Here is a 23,981-nt window from a genome sequence, read left to right on the forward strand (position 1 = left end):
TATCTATCCGCCGACAATGAGGGAGGGAAAAGATGAACGATCTGGCCAGCTACAGGCTGTGAGCGGGCCTCCACGCCCCCGCGTCGGCCAAGCGCTTCTACTGCTACCTGCTGGACATGGCGGGAGACCACCACAACAGCGTGGTCGTATCTATCAAAGGCCTTGGCAAAAGCGTGGGCCTGTCCCGTTCGGCTACCAGCCGTAATCTGAACCGCTTGCGGCGATTGGGCATGATCGGCATTGTTCCCCGGTACTCTGAGGACGGCGGCAGGCTGTCCAACCAATATCTGATGAAGTAAAGGAGGGATACGGATTGGCGACCAAGCTGCAACTGATTACAGAGCTTTCCGAAAGGACGGCCCGCAGCCTCACCGGAAACCATGCCAACTGGATTTCCTTCCTGAAAACCGCGGCCTGGAGCTACAAATATCCGTTTCAGGATCAGCTTTTGATTTACGCCCAGCGGCCTGACGCGACGGCCTGCGCTCCCATTGAAGTGTGGAACGGGAAGCTGGGACGATGGGTGAACAAAGGCGCGAAGGGCATCGCCCTCATTGAGGACAGCGGCAGCCGCTTAAGGCTCCGCCATGTGTTCGACGCGAGTGATACCAACAGCCGCTACAGCCGTCCCGTTCCGCTGTGGGAAATGCGGGACAAATATGCCGAGGCGGTGACGGAATCCCTGGAAAACACCTTTGGCGAACTGGACGATAAGACCAATCTGCCCGCTGCGCTCATTTCCACTGCGCAGAACGCCGTGGACGATAATTTTTCCGATTACCTTTCCGAACTGATGGATTACCGGGAGGATAGCGTTCTTGAAGATGTGGACGACCTCAATATAAAGGTTGTTTTTAAGGATACGCTCAAAATCTCCGTGGCCTGCATGCTTTTAACCCGTTGCGGCTATCCCGTCGGCAAATATCTGGCTTTAGAGGATTTCCAGAGCGTTATTAGCTTCAATACGTTGAATACCGTTTCCCGCCTGGGCGCGGCCACCAGCGACATAGCGGAGATGCTCCTGCGGGAAATCGAGGCCACGGTGAAGGACATGCAAAAAGTGGAGCGAAAGCAAAGCCGCACATTTGCCAAAGATCGAGGACCGGCGCACAATAAAGGCGTAAAACAAACTGATGAAAGGAGCGGTGAGCATGGAACTGACTTACACGCGGCAGGGCGATTATCTGCTGCCCGAACTGGCCCTGCCGGAGGAAGAAACGAACATCGGCAAATATGGGATGTTGCGCAAAACATACCTGAAAAACCACCGGAAAGGAATGTACGCCAGCCTGATGCTGTCCGGGGACCTGAACAGCCACCTGGCGGAGATCGACCGGACGGCGCGGGAGCGCGTCGAGCGGATCACGGCGCAGCTCCTGGCAAAGAACCCCGCGCCGGACAAGGCGACCGATCCGCTGGGCTGGACGGGGCACATGAACAGCCTCAAGCACCAGGCCGAGGAAAGCATACTGGCGGAGCTTATTTACAGCTAACCCTGCTGCCAACCGAGGAACAGCAAATAGCGGCCATAGAACAGGCGGAGGACGAAAAATCCTCCGCTTTCTCTATTCCCAAGGAAGCCATTGACGCGGTTTGGCAGCAGGGCGGGGGCAAAAAATCCGATGTGGAATCTGACTCAGAGCTGTCGGACGGCCAAGCCGGGAAAACGGAAAAGCAACCAGCCGAAAAAGAAATAGCCGCGGGCCTGGAATTGTCCATCGCCGACCGCCGCTTTGCCATTGACACCATCGACGAGGAAACCGGCACAGTCAGCCTGCGGGATATTACCTTTCAAAATGGCGTGGGTTTCCCCATCTTTCGTCGGGAGAGCGTCGGCTTCGTGCGCCGCGCTTTGGAACAACAGAAGACACAGGACGGCGAGGCTGCCAAAGCCCGCCTGCACCTTGCGCCGGAACCGCCGAAGCAGCCCCGCGTCAATTTCCGGATCACCGACGACAACCTGGGCGTAGGCGGCCAAAAGACCAAGTACGCCTGGAATGTCGCGGCCATCCGTCTGGTCAAGCAACTGGAGGAAGAAAACCGGCTGGCCACCCCGCAAGAACAGGAGATCCTGGCAAAATACGTCGGCTGGGGCGGCCTGCCGCAAGTCTTTGACGAGGCCAACCCCCAATGGGCGAAGGAATATACGGAACTGAAGGAACTGCTGGAGGGGGACGAATACAACTCCGCGCGGGCTTCCACCCTCAATGCCCACTACACGTTGCCCGCCGTGATTAAAGCCATCTACACCTGTTTGGAAAACATGGGCTTTCAGACCGGCAACATTCTGGAGCCCGCCTGCGGCAGCGGCAACTTCTTCGGCCTGGTGCCCGAGAGCATGAAAAAATCCAGGCTTTACGGCGTAGAACTGGACGGCGTCACAGGCCGGATCGCCAGGCAGCTCTATCAAAACGCCAGCATTGCCGTACAGGGCTTTGAGGAAACCAATCTGCCCGACAGCTTTTTCGACCTGGCCGTGGGCAACGTTCCTTTCGGTTCTTATGGCGTAATAGACAAGAAATACGACAAATACAAATTTTACATCCACGACTACTTTTTCGCCAAAACACTTGATAAGGTAAGGCCCGGCGGGATTATCGCCTTCATCACGTCCAAGGGCACGATGGATAAGCAAAACCCCGAGGTGCGCAAGTACATGGCGCAGCGGGCCGAGCTGTTGGGCGCTGTCCGGATGCCCAACAACGCGTTTCTGGCCAATGCCGGGACCGAGGTTACCACCGACATCCTCTTTTTGCAAAAGCGCGACCGCGTGATGGACGTGGAACCGGACTGGGTGCATCTCTCCACCACCGAGGACGGCGTGCCCGTCAATAAATATTTTGCCGACAACCCGGACATGGTGCTGGGCACGATGGTCTTTGACAAAAGCATGTACGGCAACGAATCCGAGACCGCCTGCCTGCCCCATGAGGACGCCGACCTTGCCGAGCTTCTCCGGGAGGCGCTGGAAAACATTCACGCTGAGATTACGGACTACGAGCTGGACGACATCAGCGAGGATGCGGATACCTCCTTCATTCCGGCGGACCCCAACGTCCGCAATTTCAGCTATTGCCTGGTGGACGGCCAGATTTATTACCGGGAAAACAGCCGGATGAATCGGGTGGAAACCTCCGTCACGGCCCAGGGCCGCATCAGGGGCATGATCGAGCTGCGGGACTGCGTCCGCGAACTGATCGAGTACCAGACCGAGGATTACAGTGATGAGGCCATTTTGCAGCAGCAGCGCAAGCTGAACCGGCTGTACGACGCCTTCACCGCCAAATACGGCCTGATCAACAGCCGGGGCAACAGCATGGCCTTTGCCGACGACAGTGCTTACTGCCTGCTCTGCTCCTTGGAGGTGCTGGACGAAAACGGCGAGATGGAGCGCAAGGCGGACATGTTCAGCAAGCGCACCATCCGGCAGCGTACCAGCGTGGCCCATGTGGACACCGCCGCCGAAGCCTTGGCCATCTCCATCGCGGAAAAAGCCTGCGTGGACTTAGGTTTCATGCACAGCCTGACCGGGCTTTCCGAGGAACAGCTTGCCGACGACCTGCAGGGCGTAATCTTCCGCAGCCTCGGAGACCAAGACCCGGCTCAAGTGCCGAAAGCCTTTTTCGATATCACCCGCTGTCCCTTCGTTACCGCCGATGAATATCTTTCCGGCAATGTGCGGAATAAGCTCCACCTGGCCAGAGGGCTTGCCGAAATACAGCCCGACCTTGCGGAGCAGATTGCCCCCAACATCAAGGCGCTGGAAGCGGTGCAGCCCCAAGATCTGTCCGCCTCCGAGATCGACGTGCGTCTGGGCGCAACCTGGCTGCCTCCCGATGTGGTCAAGGACTTCCTGTTTGAACTGCTGGAAACGCCGCCCATGTACCGGCAGTATATTGATGTTTTCTATTCAAGCTATACCGCCAACTGGAACGTCAAGGGCAAGAACGACGACCGCAGCGACAACATCAAGGCCAACGTCACCTACGGCACTAAGCGCGTCAATGCCTACAAGATTATTGAGGATACGCTCAACCTGCGTGACGTACGCATTTTTGATACCGTCTACGAGAATAACGTCGAAAAAAGGATTATAAATAAAAAGGAAACCGCAATCGCCCAGCAGAAGCAGGAGGCCATCAAGGAAGCGTTTCGGGATTGGATATGGAAAGACCCCCAGCGCCGGGAATGGCTGACCCGAATCTACAATGACCGCTTCAACTCCATCCGGCCCCGCGAATACGACGGTAGCCACATCCGCTTTACCGGCATGAACCCGGAAATCACCCTGCGCCAGCACCAGGTGGACGCGGTAGCCCATATCCTCTACGGCGGCAACACCCTGCTGGCTCATTGCGTGGGGGCGGGCAAGACCTACGAAATGGCCGCCGCCGCGATGGAAGGCAAGCATTTGGGACTGTGCCAAAAAAGCCTGTTTGTTGTGCCCAACCACCTGACCGAGCAATGGGCCGGGGAATTCTTGCAGCTTTATCCCAGCGCCAACATCCTGGTGGCCACTAAAAAGGACTTTGAAACCAAGAACCGCAAGAAATTCTGCGCCCGCATCGCCACCGGCGACTACGACGCGGTGATCATCGGCCATAGCCAGTTCGAGAAAATCCCCATTTCAGCCGAGCGGCAAAAGCGCCAATTGCAGGAACAGATATGGGAGATTACCGACGGCATCCGGGAAATCAAGGCGGCTAAAGGGGAACGCTACGCCATCAAGCAGCTTGAAAAGACCAAAAAGAACCTTGAATTGAAGCTGAAAAAACTTAACGACACCAGCCGCAAGGATGATGTCGTCACCTTTGAGGAACTAGGCGTTGACCGGCTGTTCGTGGACGAGGCGGATTTTTACAAAAATCTGTTCCTCTACACCAAGATGCGCAACGTGGCGGGCCTGGCCCAGACCGAGGCGCAAAAATCCAACGACCTGTTTGCCAAATGCCGCTACCTGGACGAACTGACGGAAGGACGCGGCGTTGTTTTTGCCACAGGCACGCCCATTTCCAATTCCATGACCGAGATGTACACCATGCAGCGGTATCTGCAATACGAAGCCCTGCGCAAACAAGGCCTCCAGCATTTTGACTGCTGGGCCTCCACCTTCGGGGAAACCGTGACCGCCATCGAGCTTGCGCCGGAGGGTACGGGCTACCGGGCCAAGACAAGGTTTGCGCGGTTTTACAACCTCCCCGAATTGATGTCCATGTTCAAAGAAGTGGCGGACATCAAAACGGCTGATATGCTGGACCTCCCAGTGCCCAAAGCCAATTACCGCAATGTGGCGGTCAAGCCCAGTGAGTTTCAGCAGGACATGGTGGCCGAGCTTGGCGAGCGTGCCGAAAAGGTGCGCAACCGAATGGTGGAGCCCTATGAGGACAACATGCTGAAAATCACCAACGACGGCCGCAAGCTGGCCCTTGACCAGCGGTTGGCCAATCCCATGCTGCCCGACCACGAAGAAAGCAAGGTGAACGCCTGCGTGGATAATATCTTCCGTTTCTGGCATGACCACTGCGACCAAAAGCTGACCCAGCTTGTGTTCTGCGACCTGTCCACCCCGAAAAACGACGGGAATTTCAACGTCTACGACGATGTGCGCCAGAAGCTCACGGCCTGCGGCGTTCCCGCTGACGAAATCGCCTTTATCCACGACGCCAACACGGAAACCCGCAAAAAGGAGCTGTTTGCCAAGGTGCGTACTGGACAGGTGCGTATCCTTGTTGGAAGTACCTTTAAGATGGGTGCGGGCACCAATGTTCAGGATCGCCTGATCGCGCTGCACGACCTGGACTGTCCCTGGCGGCCCCGCGACCTGGAGCAGCGTAGCGGCAGGATTGTCCGCCAGGGCAACAAAAACGACGAAGTGCATATCTTCCGGTATGTGACGGAAAATACCTTTGACGCCTATCTCTATCAAATATTGGAGAACAAGCAACGCTTTATCTCGCAGATCATGACTTCAAAATCTCCGGTGCGTTCTGCCGAGGACATTGACGAAACGGCCCTTTCCTATGCGGAGGTCAAGGCGCTGGCGACGGGCAACCCGCTCATCAAGGAGAAAATGGATTTAGACATCCAGGTTTCCAAGCTGAAGCTCCTGAAAGCAAACCACCTCAGCCAGCGTTACGCTTTGGAGGACAGATTGCTCAAACACTTCCCCCGGCAGATCAAATCCACCGAGGAACGCATTGCGGGCTACGAGAAGGATATTGCCCTATATGAAAGGCACAGCGCGAAGGAACCCGCCGGAGAGAAGGCTGGAGAAAGCAAATTCGCGGGCATGACGGTCAAAGGCATTTTCTACCCCGAAAAAGCCAAAGCGGGCGCGGCCATCCTGGAAGCCTGCAAGCTGATGACCTCGCCGGAGCCACAGGAAATGGGCAGCTACCTGGGCTTTCCAATGCTGTTCTCTTTCGACAGCTTCAACAAGAAGTATCAAATCACGCTCCAGGGCGCTCTCAGCCATACGGTGGCCTTGGGCGCTGATGTGCACGGCAACATCACCAGGCTCAACAACGCTTTGGCCGAAATGCCGAAGAAACTGGAGTATTGCCTGGAACAGCTCAAAACCCTCCGTCAGCAGATGGAAACGGCCAAGAAAGAAATTGATATCCCCTTTGAAAAGGAGCAGGAGCTGCAAAGCAAATCCGCGCGGCTGCATGAACTGAACATTCTGCTGAATATGGACAAGGCGGAAAACGAGATCATGGACGACGGGCCGGATGAGAACCTGGATATTCCCGCAAAAAAGGCCGTGGGCTATGAACGGTAATTGCTGAACACGCATTAGTAGCTTTGACTTTCTATTTTCTCAAGGCTTACAGTAAACAAAAACCGGGAAAGAGGCGCGTAATGAACGAACCTTTTATATTCCAGACCCTGCCGGAACGGATTGCGGCGCTGTTTCCCGAAATTCATAGCGACACCGCCATTGACTTGCTGCACAACAATGACGAGTATGGCCAGCTCTATCAAAGAAAAGGAGAACTCACGGAGCGGCACCCTTTCGTTTCGGCTGTCCTGGAGGGCGAGGGGCCGATTGCTCTGAGCGCGGAAGAACATAAAATCCTAACGGACTATCTGGATGCAGCAACCCGCATGGAGGACATGGAGCATATGCAGCTTTATTTTCGCGGACATACGGACGGCTTTTCCTATCTCAAAAAAATCGGCGCAATATAGCCGCATTGCAAAAATTCCTTAAAGAAGCATCGGAAGACAAAGTCCGATGCTTTTTGCGTTCGGAGGTGATCGTTATGCCCTATGTGGCCCCGGAACAAATTAAGCGCGCCAAACAGATGGATCTGCTGACCTATTTGCAATATTACGAACCGCAGGAGCTGGTGCACTTTTCCGGCAACGTCTATACCACCCGTAGCCATGACAGCCTGAAAATCTCCAACGAAAAGTGGTGCTGGTGGTCCCGCGGCATCGGCGGGCGCTCCGCTCTGGATTATCTCATCAAAGTCCGGGGCATGACGCTCCCCGAGGCGGTCATGCGGATAGACGGGCAGGCAGTTGTTGTTCCGCCTGCCCCGTCAAAGGCGCGGGAAACCGCCGGGCCGAAAAAGCTGCTGTTGCCGGAGAAAAACCAAAGCAACGACCGCGTAGTTGCCTATCTCAAAGGGCGCGGCATGCACAGTGCTTTAATTGATTACTGCCTGCAAACCGGACGGCTGTATGAAAGTCGCTACCGCCACAACGCAGTCTTTGTCGGCTTTGACCCCCAGGGCGTTCCCCGCTACGGCGCGCTCCGGGGCACATCCGGCAGCCGGTTTATGAGGGACGCAAGCGGCAGTGACAAGCGCTTCTCCTTTTCCATTCCGGCAAGGGAAAAATCCACCAAGCTGCGCCTGTTTGAAAGCGCCATCGACCTTTTGTCCTACGGCACCTTGGATCTGCTGGCCGGCAGGGATTGGCGGCAGGAAAACTGCCTCTCCCTGGCGGGTATTTTTAAGCCGAAAAAGAACATCATGGAAAGCACCCCGCCCGCCGCTTTGATGCAGTACCTCAAGGATTACCCGCACATAACCGAAATTGCCCTGCATCTGGACAACGATGCACCGGGAAGGTTGGCGACAAAGACCATTGAAACCCTGCTCTCTCCCTTACTCATCATTTTCGATGAACCACCTAAACAAGGAAAGGACATGAACGATTACTTGAAAATTGTATTAGGGATAAAGCTGCAGAAGGAACCCGATCATTATAGCCTTTAATTGCTTTAATTGTATCTAATTACATCTAATTGTATTATGAGAAAAGAAATAAAATCGTGACATCTCATAATATTTTGTGGAGATTTGCCGAATTCTGTGATATGCTAAAAAAGCAATTTATATCCTTAATTATATGAGGTGTACAATATGGGAGTCAGTTATAAGCGGTTGTGGATGCTCATAATTGAAAAGGAATTAAAAAAATCACAAGTGCGTCAAATGGCTAACGTAAGTGCGAGCACCTTTTCAAAAATGAGTAAGAACGAGTATGTGGCTCTGGATGTATTAGTTCGTTTATGTGTTGCTCTTGATTGTGAATTAAGCGATATCGTTGAGATTGTTCGGTAATCAATTTTTAGCATGTATTTTATTCTTTAGATCCTGGAGGTCGCTTTATGGCAATTGAGGCAAACGAAATATCAGAAATATTTTCCCCTGCACTAAATGAGGAATACGTGGGTAGATTTCAGTGCTTGGTTAAAAGATTCGGGAAGGTCTTCCCTAATTATAGGGATTTATTAATCAAGCAGGAAATAGCAGCTACCGAAGACGGTATCCCTAACGACGATTTCGAGGGGTTAAGATACATAACAGCGCTTAGGGTTCTGTATGATTTAACTCAGCAGGGCTGGGGCCTTGAGGTAAAAAACAATACAGAGCTTCACTTGACAATGCATACTGAAAATTCTAACGACAAGGAATATATCCGGCACCGCTTAAGCACTGAAAGAAAGGCACAGTTTAAGGTCGACTCCACGCTACGCTTTATTGCTTACATGGAACGTGTAAGGGTATATCACGGCCGTGAGATATCTATTAAGAATCTGATCGGCAGCAGGGATGCGTTAATCCAAGCTATCCAAAATGAACAGCGCGTTGTTGACCCTTACCTCCAGTTGGTTACTCATTCAATTGATAAGCAAACAGGCTATCGGGATACAGACATATGGAGATATTTCAGGTATACCTGGTCTATTCCGTATAAATCCATGCCGGGGCGAAATTTGTTCTACCTTGTCAGGGATCGTGCACAGGAATTTCATCCTGTCATTGGTATCTTCGCATTAGGAAATTCCGTTTTAAATCTGACGGTGCGGGATAATGAGATCGGCTGGACGGTGGACTCCGTTCGAGCTGCCTTGGAGCGCAAGGCCTCTAAGGAAATCAGTACACAGGAGGTAAGTCAGACTAACGGCAAAACAGTAACCTCTAAGCGGACGCGATATTTAGAAACTGAAGAGGGGCATATAGCCAGAATTACAGCTTATTCTCGGCAAACCATGGATGTACTACTTAGGAATCTGAAAAATGCAATCAACGATATATATGTGCGGGATCTGGGCTACCATAGGGGCACCAAGTATCCCTCAGAAAAAACAATCAATGAGTTAAAAAGCCTATATGAGGAATTACGTGAGCAAGCAATAGACAATAAAAAAACAGCCAGGGTTACCGATTGGGAGGGTGAAACGAAAGAGATTCTTTTCAAAAAAAAGCGAGCCTTTGAGCTTGCAAAGCTGCTTGACGCTATGCGCTGGTTCAATCATTTCAAGTGCGACAGTCATACAAAATGGCTTGAGGCTATGGTAAAAAATGAGCAAGGCCGCAAAGCCATTAATGTAGCTCTTGTTGCAAACCGGAAAACGAAGATCGGCTCCAATATGATGGAGATCATCGTATGTGGAGCAATACCTCCCTACAATGAATTGCTTGGCGGCAAGCTGGTAAGTATTTTAGCCTGCAGCCCTATTGTAATCCGTGATTATACAGATAAATATAAACATCAGGTTAGTGAAATTGCATCCCGCATGAAGGGCAAGAGAGTAATCCGTGACAGTCGGCTTGCTTTTTTAGGCACAACAAGCCTTTATTCCTTGGGAAGCAGTCAATATAACCGAATCAAGGTTCCCATAACCGAAGACTTTACTCTCCAATTTAAGAAGATGGGAATTACCGAGGGCTACGGCACTGTATATTTTTCCAAGGAAACCACCGATGCAATGATGCACCTTTTAGAGCTTCAGGATGGCGGGCGCAGAATAAACCATGTTTTCGGCGAGGGGACAAGCCCCCGCTTTCGCTTAATCAGTAGAGGGCTAAGCATAATAGGCATTAAGGCTGACGCTTTTTTGAAGCACTATTCACCAAGAATCGTATATTCGATGGAGTTGGCATCGAATACAAATGAATTTCTCCTCGGCTATACAGATGAACTGGATTATCCCTTTGATATCACCAGTGACGAGGATGTCAGGGCAAAAACGCAGGACATGATCGAATATTGGTATGAGCGGTGGATGAGTAAAAGGCTTCAAACCGTTGATATTATTCAGCGGCTCCAGAGCTTTACTCCCGAGAGCATCATACTGAGCTATACGAGGTGAGGTTATGAACAGCTTACAATTCATTAAAAAGCTCTATAATGGGAAGAATTGCTATTCTGACTCTCTTACAGAGGATGAAATAGCCCTGCTCCATATTCCCTCCGGCGTTGAGCGAATCGTTGAGGAAATGGTGGATGCCAATCGCATTGTGTTCCTCACTGGAAACCCAGGGGACGGCAAAACGTACATAATTCGAGCCCTGGAAACAAAGCTGCCACAGAGCGTTTATATCGAAAAGGATATGAACAGTGTCACAGATGAGAAAATGAACGACGTTATAAGCAAAATCGTTGATTGCTATCACAATAACAAAAGCTGCATAATTGCAGCCAATGAGTTTCCGTTCTTTAAGCTTATAAGAGCTTCAAGAAAGCTCGCTCCTGAGCTACATAATGAGCTTATAAATGTGAAAAAAAACGTTATTGTATATGGCCATTCTACCTTCCAACTGCGCCGGATTTGCATTATTGACTTAAACGAGAGAAATCTGCTTGATAAGGATCGCAGTGTGCTCCCTCCCATTGTAAGCAAGTTTGTGGAACTCTTAAAAAACAGTGCTGGAGTTAACCCTGTACTTGATTATAATGTAGCGGCACTGCAAAACGAGCTCGTAATTGAACAGCTATTACGGCTATTTAATCTGGTTGCAATGAGCGGAGAGCATTTTGCCATTCGAGATATCCTTGGTACACTTGCCTATGCCATGACTAGCTGCACGGTGGATGACGAGGATGTTAACGGCCATTATTATGATGCGTTGTTTTCTGGTGAGAACGAGCTAATGTCCTTCATTGCTCAGTTTGATCCAGTTCTTCTTTCTAAGCCCAGCCTAGACGAGCAGCTATGGAACGGGGAAAAAACAGACGGATGGCTTATGGGTGCCCCTACCAAATGGCCGAAGTAGCTTACTGATGAAAGCGTCGAGGAGGCAACCAAGCTATTTAAATCCATAAAGCGTAAATTCTATTTTGAAAACATATATGCCAAAGAGCTAAGCGAGCTTCAGCCTGTAGATTATACTGAATGTGAGCGTATTTTTGTAAGCTTGGGCAATTCAAGCAGTAAAAGAGGCATCCTCAGTATGCTAATTAACTCAATGAATCGCTTATTTCTGTCAACGGACGATGAAAAAGAGCGGTTAAGAATTTGGACCTCGCATAGCTATGATCTTAGCCGCGAAACTGGCGCTGCCGTTTCAACAAAATATATAGATGCCTCGGATCTCGATTTGGTCTATCCTGAGCCGATCTCCTGGCTGAAGGATATGGAATTTACACCAGATAGTCTTATTATGAAGCTAAAAAGGGACAATACATCCCCAAAGCTCGAAATAGACGTTACGCTCTTGCGTGGTCTTATAAGCATAAAAAGCGGATATCCTGCCAGTCTGCTTTCGGGGCAATATGAGCAGTCTATCTCCCAATTCACACAGGCCCTAGCCTCAACCTCCGCTGCCAGAGACTATGGCGATGGAGAGCTATTGATAGCCAACCGTCGAGAAGGCTCAAGGAAAAAGATATTTATTGAGGATAATAAATATCGCTTTCATGACGGAGGTGAATTTTAATGGCGCGTGAAAAGGACTATTTGGACAGATATGGCGAGGATATATGTAATGCACTCGGCTTTAATCCAACCTCAAATTCAACAAAGCCTCTTTCAATTGCAAACGCCTTGTTCCGTTCCTGCTTGGGAACAGTCTGCGATATAAAGGATATCCATGAGTGGATTACAAGTGAACGCAGAAGTAATGCACGTATTCTGCCCTCTACTGAAATTCGCGATAAATATAAGGACATTCTTGCCCATGGTACAAATGAGCCGGTTGATGACATCAAGGAGGCACGGTTTGTCCTTGAACAGATATTCAATCCAGATTCGACGGTTTATCCTGGTTATCAAAACTCCGTTTTGAACATTCCGTCACGCTGGCTGGTGCGCTCATCACTGCCAGCCGAAGCAAGGATTGGCGATTTTATCTTTGGAATTCTCAGCTATCCTATTGAAGGTAAGGCTTCTCCTGCAATCGAGCTTATCCGTGACGCTCTTAAGGATGACGATGATGATATATCACGGCTTATAAAGCCAATTTTGACAAGCTCTTACAAGGAGCGCATATCGGATATTGAAGTCAGTCCTAAAAGCATTAGCTTTAATAGCAGCAAGCAGGCCATAAGAAAGGGCTTTGATAATTTGGCCGTAAACCTGCTTTATACAGGTCAGTCCCGCAATTCGCTTCTGGTGCTTAAGCGAATGTCAAACCTCGCCGTTTTTGCTTCGTATTATTATTTAGTTGACGTGAATAACGCAGAATACAACGGCGAGAGGATTCCGCTTTTACTTGATTCCTTCTCTGATTTAGATGCCATTGAGCGGGCAAGCGAGCTGTGCTACATTGCTTGCAAAAAATCTGTTGAAGCGTATATCGTTAACCTGCTTGAGGATATCATACGAAATGAAAGGCTTATAGCGGACACCACAAGTGCTGAAGCCTGCAAACGCTTTATATCATCGGACATAGCGTTAAATGCTGCGAAGGAGCAGAAAAATGCCCGCGAAATCCTATTGCAATACTTTGAAACCTTTTATACCGGAGGAGATAAACCCTTACGAGCCTTATCACGGGCGCTTCAGTTTGCTATCTATGCCTTTACATATCCAAACAATACCCCCTCCGATTTCTGCCGTGTGCTAGGTACGAGAGCCGGACTGGTGGGACCCGGAGGCGGAGCTAAGTTTAAGCGACTGCTTATTAATCGCTTTTTGCTTGAAACCATTGTTTTAAGCACTGTAACCCTTGAAGGAATGCCCGATGGCATTGAGCTACGTGAGCTTGGAGAGCTTTTGAGATCGCAATACTATATACTCATTGGTACCGATACCGATAAGGATTATTCCTTATTGGATCAAGCTAAAATTGCACAGGACGCACCGGAGGATCTGCGTGGTGAATTAGCAAGTAATGCCCGAAGCATTGCGGATATGCTTATTACCATGGGTTTGGCAAAAAGATATGCCGATGGTGTTACTATAATTGGATGGGGGTTGTAAAATGCAAACGCTTCTGACCAAAGTGATTATTCAAGCAGTTATAGCCAAGGAGAATGCAGATGGCTTTGGCGTATCCATAATAAATCTGCCAGAGATTGACTATAGTCTGCTGGTACAAGGTATTAAGCAGCGCAAGCGCTTGGAGATATATTTTCTCGGCTTTCAAATGGAACAGCTTACGTATTTGCAAAGCAACCTTCCTCAAATAAATGATGTCAGCTATTTCTTTACCGTCGAAGAAGCTGAGGACTCCAGAAACAGTGGTGCCGAGGATGTATTTCGAGTTCATATTGTAAAAAATCAAGAGCTTGAAAAAATATCCTCTCTACGTTGGTATGACACCATAGGTATGGATCAGGTATATAGAAAAAGCTGTGAATATGTGAGGAAAAGCCTCTCACCCTCAAATGAAACCATTTCAAACCTGCTCAAGGCCTTGGGACGTCAGGATATAAGAGGCATACTGAATTTCGAGCGGGTGCTTTGCTACCTTGAAGCATTGCTTAATACCCCTTCAGAGCAGTTGCCCCAGACTATTTCAGATAATCTATACATGCTGGGCTTGCTTGCACATAAGGGCTTTGGAATAGGAGCATCGACAATAGATGACTTTCGCTCTAAAATTAAACGCAATCATGAGTTGACTCGGAGAATCAGCAGCCTTGAGCAGAAGGAGCGCCAAAATATCACAAGCTATGCCTCTGTTAACCCTGAAAATGAGCTAACAAGGTTTATCCTGAACTATTATCGAACAAAGGATATCGAGCTATTAAAGCAGATGGACGTTGACGAGGTTGAAAAATGCCTGAAAAGTGCTGCAAAATCGACAGGCACTACTCCGAAGCAAAGTACTAAGGTATCAACAGTTAACGCCACAACCGCCGCGGCACAATTGGTATTTGATAATGATTTCGAGCAAATAGGCGAGGTTATCGATAAGGTACAGCAGGCTATTGATGAGCGCTCGGACACTGACAAGGCCGATCAGGTTGAAATATCCGTAGGCGGCTCAAAGCTGAAGATAAATGTTGAGCCTGCGACCGAAGCTATTGCTCAGACTGTTTCAACAGAGGAGTATTGGGGTGGCTTAGTCTATGCAGAGGTAAAAAACCCAAAGGACGCTCTTGACGTCTTGGATAAATACGAGCTTATGCCCTTTGATGCCAGCTATATTGACAAACGCATCAGAGAGTATTTAATCAGAGCAAAGCGATACATTACCGATTCTGAAGCCGCTGAGGAAATTTTCTCATCCTTCGAGGCCTTTGCCTTAAGCAGGCAGAAAATCCTGCCCTATAGTAAGCGTCTACAGGATATCCCTATGCTTCAGGTGATTAACAAATACAAGGACTTCGCAGAATACCTTTCCTCCTACGAGCGTCTGCTGGCTTCGATTAAGAATCATTTTGCAGTTCTTTGGAGCGTGGACTCTGTAGGAGCAAGGGATATTGTCAACACCATTATCTCTTTGGATTTTTTATATGTGCTTGGCACAGAAAACAGTCATGTGATCCCTACTCCACTCAATCCTCTTTACCTGTGGAAATATATCAAGCTGGCACAGGAGATGCTGGAGTCGGGAAGTCTTGAGGAGGGCCAGGACTGCTATCTTTCAGAGGATGATAAAGCCTTCATTGTTTGTAAGGCTGAGGATATTCCAGATCCCCTGACGCTTGTGCTTGTGCCGAACAGCATCGCTGAAAGCTCTGAGTGCCTGCCGATTGCAGGTAGAATTGGATGCTTACCGGTGTATTCCACCAAGCCCCAAATCAATGAGGGTGAAACCGGCATGGAGGCAGTGCAGCAGGCCATAATCCGGTATATGTGTCTGTATCCACATTCAAGCATGATGCTTCGCATCACCCTTATAAACCCTCCGACCGTAGAGGCTGTTGTTGGTATGCTCAAAAGGCTTGATAAGGATAAGGAATTTGCGGCCTTTGGCTCAGTCGGTATTGATCTTTCTGTATATCGAACCAAGGAGGCTTCCTCTGATTGGATGGAAATTCAGGATAAGTCCCTGAATGACGGAATGCTCGGCAAGATTAAGGGCAAAAGGTCCGGACGCTTTAATCTTTCCATTGTAAATAAAAAGCTTTCATACACAGATATCCTTGGCAAGCTTAATCGTGAGCAGCATCTGCTGGTTGTTTTTGATCCCAATGAAAAGCAAATTGATTTGGCACGTAACAGCCGGCATATTCATATTCATCCCCTATGCGTACCTAAGGTCTATGAATACAACCGCATTCAGGGCAGTGTGAGAATCCGCCCTGCTAACGAGGGAGGGATATTTGCCGATTATGCAGGAATCCTGGAAAAGCTTCGTGAGCAGCCCTCATCTTTCGGGCATCGGAGCGTATTCGTGAATTCTCCCTTACAGGAGGAAACCTACAAGCAGTTACTTGGCCTTGCAGACTGGCTGATAATTCTTGACCAGAATCTAAAAAGCTGGGATATCTCTCTGCGTTCAGCAAGCGAAAAGCTGTTTTATAAGGGCTACGATTATCGTTCCATAGGGATATATTCAAAAAACAGCGGGAAGTTCGTGCTCGGATATAATCAGTTAATTGCGTCCTTAGGCAACTATATCCCAAACAAGGATGGAGTAAAAAACGTTATAAATACAATAAGAGATATTAATGATGATGGTCTGCTGAGTATCGCCTCCCATTCCACCAATAGTATTTTTGACCAAAATCATGGCAAGGGCAGCCTTGGGCTGGCGCTTGCCGCAATACATTACAAGCAACGGCATCCAGCATCCCTTTTGGTTGGCCTTGACACACAGCTTGCCCGTGAATGGTTATCAGATCGTGAGGACGGTAAGCTTCCTGATCTTATTGGGCTTCGGTTTGATTCACAGAACACTGCGCCACAGATTGATATTATAGAGGTTAAAACGCATGCCGACTACTCCATTTCACAGGGTGCTATCTCTGGGCATGCTGTAGAGCAAACCCTAATTCTTGAAGGACTATTACGTGAAATGTTTGGACACACCGAGAAAATCACCACAGTATCACGAAAGGAAATTCTCCGGGAGCAGGTCTTTGAATGTCTGTTTCATTCAGAGCTGTTCTCTGATGAAAAATACGAGCATACGCAATGGCTTAATGGGCTGTTTGCTGGCGAATACGCCTTCGGTCTTACAAAGACCATATGTCATGTCGATTTCGAAAGCGCTATCACCTCTGAGGAGGTATATCATGGCGAGGGTGATGTAGTGCATGAAAGCTTCAGGCTGCTTAGGCTTGGTAGCTCAGATATACAGGCTTTGCTGACTGATGCGAAGACTACTCAGCTCGGAAGCACTCCTACTCCAGTATCCTCATATATACAGGAGACACCGGCAGAGCAGGCTACTCCTACTGCATGGGAAGAGGCTTCTGAACAGCCAGAAGCACACACTTCTGTTGAGGTACCCGCACAGAATACTATTGACGTAGTAGCGTCGGAGCCTAATGCACAAGCCGATGATGGACAGACTCCCTCAGCATCTGTCAATGAGCCTGTGATTAGCCCTGAGATCAAGGAGAAATGTATTCGTCTGAATATTATCCTCAAGGGGTATGGAATTAAGGCTAACCCTGTAGATGAAAGCCTGGTACAGCAGGCTGCACGCTTTACGCGCTTCAAAATTGAGCTCAAGCCGGGCGAAACCATTAAGAAGCTGATTGATAAGAGCCAAGATATTGCGCGTGAGCTTGAGGCCTTTGGTGAAATCTTCATTGATAATATTAAGGGTACCCGATATGTTGGCATGGATGTTCCCTTCGCTGATATGGGAAAGCCCTTGATGCTGCCCGAGAATCTGCATAGGCTTGATGATGGCACAGGCTCACTTAATGTCTTAGCTGGACAGACACCAGATGGCTCGTATCAACTGGTTGATTTAGCAAGGGCTCCGCATATGCTCATTGCCGGAACTACTGGTTCAGGTAAAACAGTGTTTTTATATTCAGTAATCGTCAGCCTATTACACAAGCTTGGTCCGGAGGATTTGGAGCTTCTTATTGTAGATCCAAAGCAAACAGACTTCCATTTCTTCGAGGGTATTCCGCATCTTCGTGGTCAAACAGTTCTGACCGATGCCAATGAAGCATTGAATGCGTTAGAGCTTATTAACAGCGAGGATAAGGAGGCACGCACTCAGCTAATACGTTCAGTTAATAGCCGCGATATTGATTCCTATAACAGCAAAAATCCAGAAAACCGTATGAAGCGATTGGTTGTAATAATAGATGAGTATGCAGATTTAGTGCAGGCCGCGGAGCTACAGGGTAAGGATGTACGAAGAAGCTTTGAGACCAACCTCTGCATGCTTGCTCAGAGAGTACGTAATTTAGGTATCCATTTAGTCATTGCCACACAGCAGCCCAGAGCAACAATTGTAACCTCATCCTTAAAGGCCGTGCTACCATATCGTGTATCCTTCAGGCTACCCTCCCATGTCGATTCTCAGACGATATTGGATCGCGCTGGCGCCGAGGATTTGCTGGGCAAGGGCGATATGCTGCTGATGACCGATAGCGACATTATTAGGATGCAGGGTTTTTTCATATCAGAGGAACAACTATTGGGCTTCATCGAGTCCAAAAAATAAGGAGCAAAAAACGTGTGAATTCATTGGAGAAGCCCACAGAGGGCATATTTATAAAAGAACGGAAAAATCGCTTTATATGCGAGGTTATGGTGGAGGATGAGGCCATAGAATGCTATGTCCCATCCTCCTGCCGTCTTGATAATTTTATCGATTTACATGGAAAGCGGGTGCTTCTGCTTCCAATAGAGGCACAAAACGCAAGAACAAGCTATTCCTTGTTTGCTGTTCCATATAAGCGCAATCATATCCTGCTGAACATTGGAAAAGTCAACAGTGTGATTGAACGGGATATTAAAAAAAGTTGTTTTTCCACTCTCGGCAAACGGTCTGAGGTTTATAGGGAATATAAAATCGGCTCTTATAAAAGCGATTTGTTTATCGAAAACAGCAAGACACTACTGGAGGTCAAGAGTATTCTTTCTTTAGGAAAAGTGGCAATGTTCCCAACCGTTTTTTCTCAGAGAACCCTTGACCAGTTTAGGGAGATATCTTCATTGCTGGACAAGGGCTATAATGCAGCTCTTGTCATTGCTTCCTTGAGTCCATATTTAGAGCAAATCCAGATCGACCACGCTTCGCCGTTTTACGAAGCATTGAAACCCTGCATTGAAAATGGTATGCAGTTGCTTGCTGTATCCCTACATATTTATCAAGGTGAAGCAAGAGTCAAGAGAAAAATCAAAATTGAGTTATAGCTTCAAATGCAAAGGCCACCTGTGTAATTCCTGTTTATTTGCTCTCACTTTTGAGAAATGCCGTTATCATTAACACGAGCTTCATGGTGAGCAAGGGCAAAAGCAAACGAATTCTTGTTGTATTCAGGGAATTGGCCATTGTCCGGTCAAAAAACCATTTAGATAGATACATATGTAAATTTTTTTAATGTTTTTAGATGTTGTATATTTGTTTTAAAATAATCATCATTAATGATGAAGATGAACACTCGAAAAGCAATATAAAATTGCTATGAGCAGGAGCGATAACCTCCTGCTCTTTCTTTTTCGGCTGATTGTATTTGAGAACAAGCGTAACCCACACCCAACACAAGACTGCTGTCTTGTGTTGTAGCAAGCACTGAATTTGGATAGCCAAATTCGCTTATTAGGGGCTCGCCCCTAATACCCCTTTCATGCTGCACTCCTATTAATCAAGAAAAGAGGTGCTATGAATGAACGAACTGCAACAAAAGTGGCGGAAGGAATTTCGCGCTTTCATCCGGTGCAAGGACATCCATCCTGCGCGAAAGGAGCCGGAGCGATGAGAAAACGGAATATCCAGATCATTGTACGGCTGAACGCCAAAGAACAACAGAATCTTGCCAAGCAGGTAAAGAAATCGGGACTTTCACAGGAAGCATTTATCCGTTCTCTCATCAACGGCTATGTGCCCAAGGAACTGCCCCCTCCTGACTATTTTTCCATGACGCGGGAGCTGCACGCCATCGGCGGCAACCTGAACCAGATTGCGGCCAAGGCCAATGCCACCGGGCATATTGACAAGACGGTATTTCAATATGAAGCCAACCGGCTCAGAAAGGCGGTACAGGATATTATAGAGGCGGTCACAGCGCCGGAAAGGAGAAGGGACGATGGCGACCACAGCGATATGGGACGTGACCGACCGCCTTGACCGGGTGCTTGACTACGCCGCCAATCCCGAAAAAACCGAAAACCCCGATTTTACCAATCCAGACTTTCAGGGCTTGCGCAAGGTGCTGGATTATACCCAGCAGGATGTCAAAACCGAAAAGCAGTTCTATGTGACCGGCATCAACTGCGACCCGGCCACCGCCTGCCAGCAAATGGGCCGCACAAAGCGGCAATATCAAAAGCAGGACGGCATCCTGGCCTTTCACGGTTACCAAGCCTTTGCGCCGGGAGAGGCCACCCCCGAAACCGCCCACGCCATTGGTGTGAAGCTGGCCAAAGAGCTTTGGGGCGACCGCTTTGAGGTGGTGGTATCCACCCACCTGGACAAGCAGCATCTTCATAACCATTTTGTCCTGAATTCCGTGTCCTTTAAGGACGGCAAGCGGTATTACGACAACAACGCCAGCTACGCTCTCATGCGCAAGACCTCCGACCGGCTGTGCCGAGAACATGCCCTGTCCGTCATTGAAAACCCGAAGCGCGGCAAGTCCAAGCACTACGCAGAATGGAGGGCGGAACAGGAAGGCAAACCCACCTGGCGGGGCCTGATCCGGGAGGATGTGGATAAAGCCGTTGCCGCCGCCATGACCTTCACCCAGTTTATCGCCGCCCTGCGCAAAGAGGGCTATGAAGTCAAAACCGGCGTGAAACATCTGGCGGTGCGTCCTTTAGGCAAGGAACGGTTTGTTCGGCTGAAAACCCTGGGCGACGATTACACCGAGGAAGCCATCAAGCGCCGCATCCTGCAAAACCGCGCACCCCGGCGGCCGCCTCCCTTGCCGGAGCCGAAGCAAAAACGCTGCACCTTCAATGGGTCCCTCAAAACGGCGAAAAAGCTCACCGGCCTGCAAGGGTTATACTTCCACTACCTCTATAAGATGGGCATCCTGCCCAGGCACCGCGCGTCCCCCCGAAGGACGCATTTTTTATTGCGTGAGGACCTCCGGCATCTGGAGGAAATCACCGCCCAGACCAGGCTGCTCTGCAAAAACCATATTTCCAGCAAGGAGCAGCTTTTCGCCTACCGGTCAACCGTGGAGCAGGAAATGAGCACCCTGTCCGCCGCGCGCAAGTCCCTTTACAACCGCATCCGCCGATGCGGGGACGAGGAGCAGGCGACAGCCTATAAGGAGCAAATCGCCGGACTGACCAGGCAAATCAGCCAGCTTCGCAAGGAGGTGAAACTCTGCACGGGCATCCTGTCCCGTTCCGGGGAAATGAAGGAAAAGCTGCCCCGGATCAAACAGGAAGAAATCCAGCAGCGAAAGGAGGAAAAAACATATGAGCAGCGGAGCCGACGCCGTGGACCAAGCCGTCAGCCTGAGTCTTAAGGGGATCGAGGTAATGGCCAGAATCTCCGGCGAGGGGGCCAAAAACCTGGCCACCTATTTGTATGCCATTCTCACAGGCCAAAAGAAAACCAGGGGGAAAATCCGGCTGGAGGGGCTGCTGCGCAGCTGCAAGGAGCTGAAAGTCTTTGCGGTCAGGAACGAGGACTTGCAGAAATTCACCCGGGAGGCCAAACGCTACGGCGTCCTTTATTGCGCCCTCCGTGACAAAAAGGACACGGACGGCATGTGCGACATCATGGTGCGGGCCGAGGACGCGGCCAAAATCAACCGCATCGTGGAACGCTTCAAGCTGGCCACCGTGGACACCGCCAGCATCAAGAGCGAAATCGAAAAATCCCGGGCCGCCCAGCAGGAGGAAAAAGAACCCGCCGCCAAGGAAACGCCCGCCGAAAAAAGCGCGGACGATTTTCTGGACGAGCTGATGGCCAAGCCCGACCAGCCGGAGCCGGACCAGGAGCGGACCGACAACCCAAACCCCACCACGGACCCTACGGCGGCGAAGACGGAGAAATCCCCTCCGTCCGAGCCTACTTACGAGCGCAGCGGGAAGGCCGCCGGGGGTACGAGTGAGCTGGAGCGGAAATCCGTCCGGCAGGACCTGAAGGAAATCCGGGAGGCCCACCGGGAGCAGACGGAACCCAAGCGCGAACAATCCAAGGAGCAATCCAAATCCACCGGCCAACCCGCCAAATCGGGCCAACCGAAAACAAAATCCAAATCCAAATCTAAAAAGCCGAAAGGAGGTAAATCCAGATGAGCAATTTTGACGATCTTTTCCGGCAGGAACAAAGCCAAGCCGCGTCCATGAGCGCCCAGCCCTTCGACAAGGAGGCCTGGGCGCAGAAAAAGCAGGAGCAGCGGGAAGCGGTTTACGCCATGATCGACGAAACGGCGACAGCCGTGGCGCGGGACGGAGACACCTTTCAGAAATATCTGGACATGCAGAGCCGTTTTGACCGCTACAGCGTTTCCAACGCCCTGCTAATCCTGGCGCAGAAACCGGAGGCCACCCGCATAGCGGACTTCAACACCTGGAAGGAACAGGGCGCGTACATCCGCAAGAAGGAATCCGGCTTTTACATCATTGAGCCGGGCGAGGAATACCAGCGCCAGGACGGTTCCACCGGCATCAGCTACAACCCCAAAAAGATGTTCGACATTTCCCAAACCGGAAACAGCCGCAAACGGGAAACCCCCGCCTATCCGGACGAGCGTATGCGGATCAAGGCGCTACTGGCCCACGCCCCCGTGCCCGTCCGCATCAGCGACACGCTGCCAAGCGGCGTGAACGCCCTGTACCAGCCGGACACGCGGGAAATCCAAATTCGGCGCGGCCTGGACGCCAATCATATTTTCCGCGCCTTGGCCCAGGAACTGGCCCAGGCGGAAATGGACAAAGGCGACGGCAGCTACAACCGTTCCGAGCAGGGCTTTCACGCCTATTGCGCGTCGTATATGCTCTGCAAGCAGTACGGCGTGGAAACGAACGGCTTTTACCACTTCGAGGGCGTTCCCCAAAGGCTGGAGACTTTGGAGCCGCAGGAGATACGCGCCGAGCTTACCACCATCAAGGAAGCGGCGGGCGAAATCTCCGGCCGGATGAACCGGACGCTGAACCAGCAGCGGCAGCAAAAACGGCAGGAGCCGGAACGTTAGGAGGGATGGTCCATGAAGGAAGAAGAAAGAGTGCTGACCCTGGACGATTACGAATACGGCGTGGTGGTGAACGCCCTCAATGAACTGCGGAACGACCTGATTAAAGAAGAAAGGCCCACCGACGCCGTGGACGAACTGCTTTTGAAAACCATCGACGCCCCGACCAAAAAGCAGAAGCGCAGGGACCACGATGAAACGCGCTGAAACCGCCAAGAGCAATCTCATCCTCTGGGCGGTTTTTTTAATTCCGGTGGTGTGGGCGGCCTTGCTGGTCGCCCCCTCCCTTTCCGGCGGGCTGCCCGAAATCCTGGAAAACCTCACGGCGGCAATGAACGACCCGTTTCATATTCAATGGGTGGATAATTCGCTCAAGTGCGTTTTGATCTTTGTCGCCGCCTACGGGATGGGCATCGGGATTTACCTGTCCACCAAGCGCAATTATCGGCACCGGGAGGAACACGGCAGCGCCCGCTGGGGCGGCGCGGCGGCTGTCAATAAGAGATACCGGGACAAAGACCCGCAAAAGAACAAAATCCTGACCCAGAACGTCCGCCTCGGGCTGGACGGCAGGAGGCACCGGCGCAACCTGAACGTCCTGGTGGTGGGCGGCTCCGGCTCCGGCAAGACCAGGTTTTACGCGAAACCCAACGTCATGCAGACCAACACCTCCCTTAATAATCTTCAATTATCTCCCTTAATAATCTTCCCTTAATAATCTTCAATTATCTTTAAATACCTTCGTTTTTCTTAGTTTTTCAATTTGTGCTTGGAGAGCTCGTCTCTTGTTATTTACATCAATGTGTAATTCTGGATGATGGCGTGTGACCTTCACCAAGGCCGCGTGTTTTTTGTATTGTGGCCAGTGGGATTCCACACCATCTCCCGGCAGCAAACCTCCCATGTCTTCCTGGGTCTCCGCCCGAAATTCCTTCGTCCTGCCTATCCAAGAGGTGGAACGTCAGTCATGCTCCTTAACCGGGTCTTTGCCCTAATGGAAAAATTCAACCTGACTGTCCCGGCTCTCCGTTCTCAAGGTGCGTTATAAAGCATGTGGA

17 protein-coding genes and 2 pseudogenes are annotated in these 23,981 nt (G+C 50.2%); 18 read left to right on the plus strand and 1 reads right to left on the minus strand.

Annotation, left to right across the window (positions count from 1 at the left end):
• Positions 1-92 precede the first annotated feature (92 nt).
• The 18 genes and pseudogenes from ABDB91_RS04715 to ABDB91_RS04800 form a co-directional block, all read left to right on the plus strand.
• Positions 93-299 (plus strand): annotated as a pseudogene (locus ABDB91_RS04715) (helix-turn-helix domain-containing protein); the annotation flags it as partial.
• 852 nt (positions 300-1,151) lie between these two features.
• Positions 1,152-1,493 carry a TnpV protein gene (locus tag ABDB91_RS04720; protein WP_347490473.1) on the plus strand — a complete coding sequence of 114 codons (342 nt, stop codon included), beginning with the start codon at positions 1,152-1,154 and terminating at the stop codon, positions 1,491-1,493.
• Positions 1,494-2,338: 845 nt separating this feature from the next.
• Complete coding sequence (locus tag ABDB91_RS04725; protein ID WP_347491530.1) at positions 2,339-6,781, plus strand: DEAD/DEAH box helicase family protein; 4,443 nt, start codon at positions 2,339-2,341, stop codon at positions 6,779-6,781.
• Between the two features lie 80 nt (positions 6,782-6,861).
• Positions 6,862-7,191 carry a hypothetical protein gene (locus tag ABDB91_RS04730; RefSeq protein ID WP_347490474.1) on the plus strand — a complete coding sequence of 110 codons (330 nt, stop codon included), beginning with the start codon at positions 6,862-6,864 and terminating at the stop codon, positions 7,189-7,191.
• A gap of 74 nt (positions 7,192-7,265) precedes the next feature.
• Complete coding sequence (locus ABDB91_RS04735; RefSeq protein ID WP_347490475.1) at positions 7,266-8,228, plus strand: DUF3991 and TOPRIM domain-containing protein; 963 nt, start codon at positions 7,266-7,268, stop codon at positions 8,226-8,228.
• A gap of 147 nt (positions 8,229-8,375) precedes the next feature.
• Positions 8,376-8,576 carry a helix-turn-helix transcriptional regulator gene (locus ABDB91_RS04740; RefSeq protein WP_347490476.1) on the plus strand — a complete coding sequence of 67 codons (201 nt, stop codon included), beginning with the start codon at positions 8,376-8,378 and terminating at the stop codon, positions 8,574-8,576.
• Positions 8,577-8,623: 47 nt separating this feature from the next.
• Complete coding sequence (locus tag ABDB91_RS04745; RefSeq protein WP_347490477.1) at positions 8,624-10,612, plus strand: Druantia anti-phage system protein DruA; 1,989 nt, start codon at positions 8,624-8,626, stop codon at positions 10,610-10,612.
• Positions 10,613-10,616: 4 nt separating this feature from the next.
• The gene (locus ABDB91_RS04750; protein WP_347490478.1) at positions 10,617-11,516 is read left to right on the plus strand and encodes a hypothetical protein; all 900 of its coding nucleotides are present in this window, start codon (positions 10,617-10,619) and stop codon (positions 11,514-11,516) included.
• Between the two features lie 177 nt (positions 11,517-11,693).
• Positions 11,694-12,179: a hypothetical protein gene (locus ABDB91_RS04755; RefSeq protein WP_347490479.1), complete on the plus strand. Its 486-nt coding sequence runs from the start codon at positions 11,694-11,696 to the stop codon at positions 12,177-12,179.
• On the plus strand, positions 12,179-13,663 hold the full coding sequence (locus ABDB91_RS04760; RefSeq protein ID WP_347490480.1) for a hypothetical protein: 1,485 nt from the start codon (positions 12,179-12,181) through the stop codon (positions 13,661-13,663). Before ABDB91_RS04755 ends, ABDB91_RS04760 begins: the two co-directional genes overlap by 1 nt.
• A gap of 1 nt (position 13,664) precedes the next feature.
• Positions 13,665-18,269 carry an FtsK/SpoIIIE domain-containing protein gene (locus ABDB91_RS04765; protein WP_347490481.1) on the plus strand — a complete coding sequence of 1,535 codons (4,605 nt, stop codon included), beginning with the start codon at positions 13,665-13,667 and terminating at the stop codon, positions 18,267-18,269.
• Positions 18,270-18,283: 14 nt separating this feature from the next.
• On the plus strand, positions 18,284-18,964 hold the full coding sequence (locus ABDB91_RS04770) for a DNA/RNA nuclease SfsA (protein WP_347490482.1): 681 nt from the start codon (positions 18,284-18,286) through the stop codon (positions 18,962-18,964).
• A gap of 469 nt (positions 18,965-19,433) precedes the next feature.
• Positions 19,434-19,898 carry a plasmid mobilization relaxosome protein MobC gene (gene mobC, locus ABDB91_RS04775; RefSeq protein WP_347490483.1) on the plus strand — a complete coding sequence of 155 codons (465 nt, stop codon included), beginning with the start codon at positions 19,434-19,436 and terminating at the stop codon, positions 19,896-19,898.
• Entirely contained in the window at positions 19,858-21,249 is a 1,392-nt protein-coding gene (locus ABDB91_RS04780; protein WP_347490484.1) for a relaxase/mobilization nuclease domain-containing protein, read from the plus strand. The genes mobC and ABDB91_RS04780 overlap by 41 nt, the downstream gene beginning before the upstream one ends.
• A complete protein-coding gene (locus tag ABDB91_RS04785) occupies positions 21,200-22,027 on the plus strand; it encodes a DUF3801 domain-containing protein (protein ID WP_347490485.1) in 828 nt (275 codons plus the stop codon). Before ABDB91_RS04780 ends, ABDB91_RS04785 begins: the two co-directional genes overlap by 50 nt.
• The gene (locus ABDB91_RS04790) at positions 22,024-22,926 is read left to right on the plus strand and encodes an ArdC-like ssDNA-binding domain-containing protein (protein WP_347490486.1); all 903 of its coding nucleotides are present in this window, start codon (positions 22,024-22,026) and stop codon (positions 22,924-22,926) included. Before ABDB91_RS04785 ends, ABDB91_RS04790 begins: the two co-directional genes overlap by 4 nt.
• A gap of 12 nt (positions 22,927-22,938) precedes the next feature.
• Entirely contained in the window at positions 22,939-23,130 is a 192-nt protein-coding gene (locus ABDB91_RS04795) for a hypothetical protein (RefSeq protein ID WP_347490487.1), read from the plus strand.
• Positions 23,117-23,596, plus strand: a pseudogene (locus ABDB91_RS04800) (type IV secretory system conjugative DNA transfer family protein); the annotation flags it as partial. The gene ABDB91_RS04795 and the pseudogene ABDB91_RS04800, both read left to right, overlap by 14 nt.
• A gap of 48 nt (positions 23,597-23,644) precedes the next feature.
• Here ABDB91_RS04800 and ABDB91_RS04805 read toward each other — a convergent pair.
• Positions 23,645-23,827: a hypothetical protein gene (locus ABDB91_RS04805; RefSeq protein WP_347487748.1), complete on the minus strand. Its 183-nt coding sequence runs from the start codon at positions 23,825-23,827 to the stop codon at positions 23,645-23,647.
• Between the last annotated feature and the right edge of the window lie 154 nt (positions 23,828-23,981).

It is taken from the genome of Desulfoscipio sp. XC116 (assembly GCF_039851975.1).
GTDB lineage: Bacteria > Bacillota > Desulfotomaculia > Desulfotomaculales > Desulfallaceae > Sporotomaculum.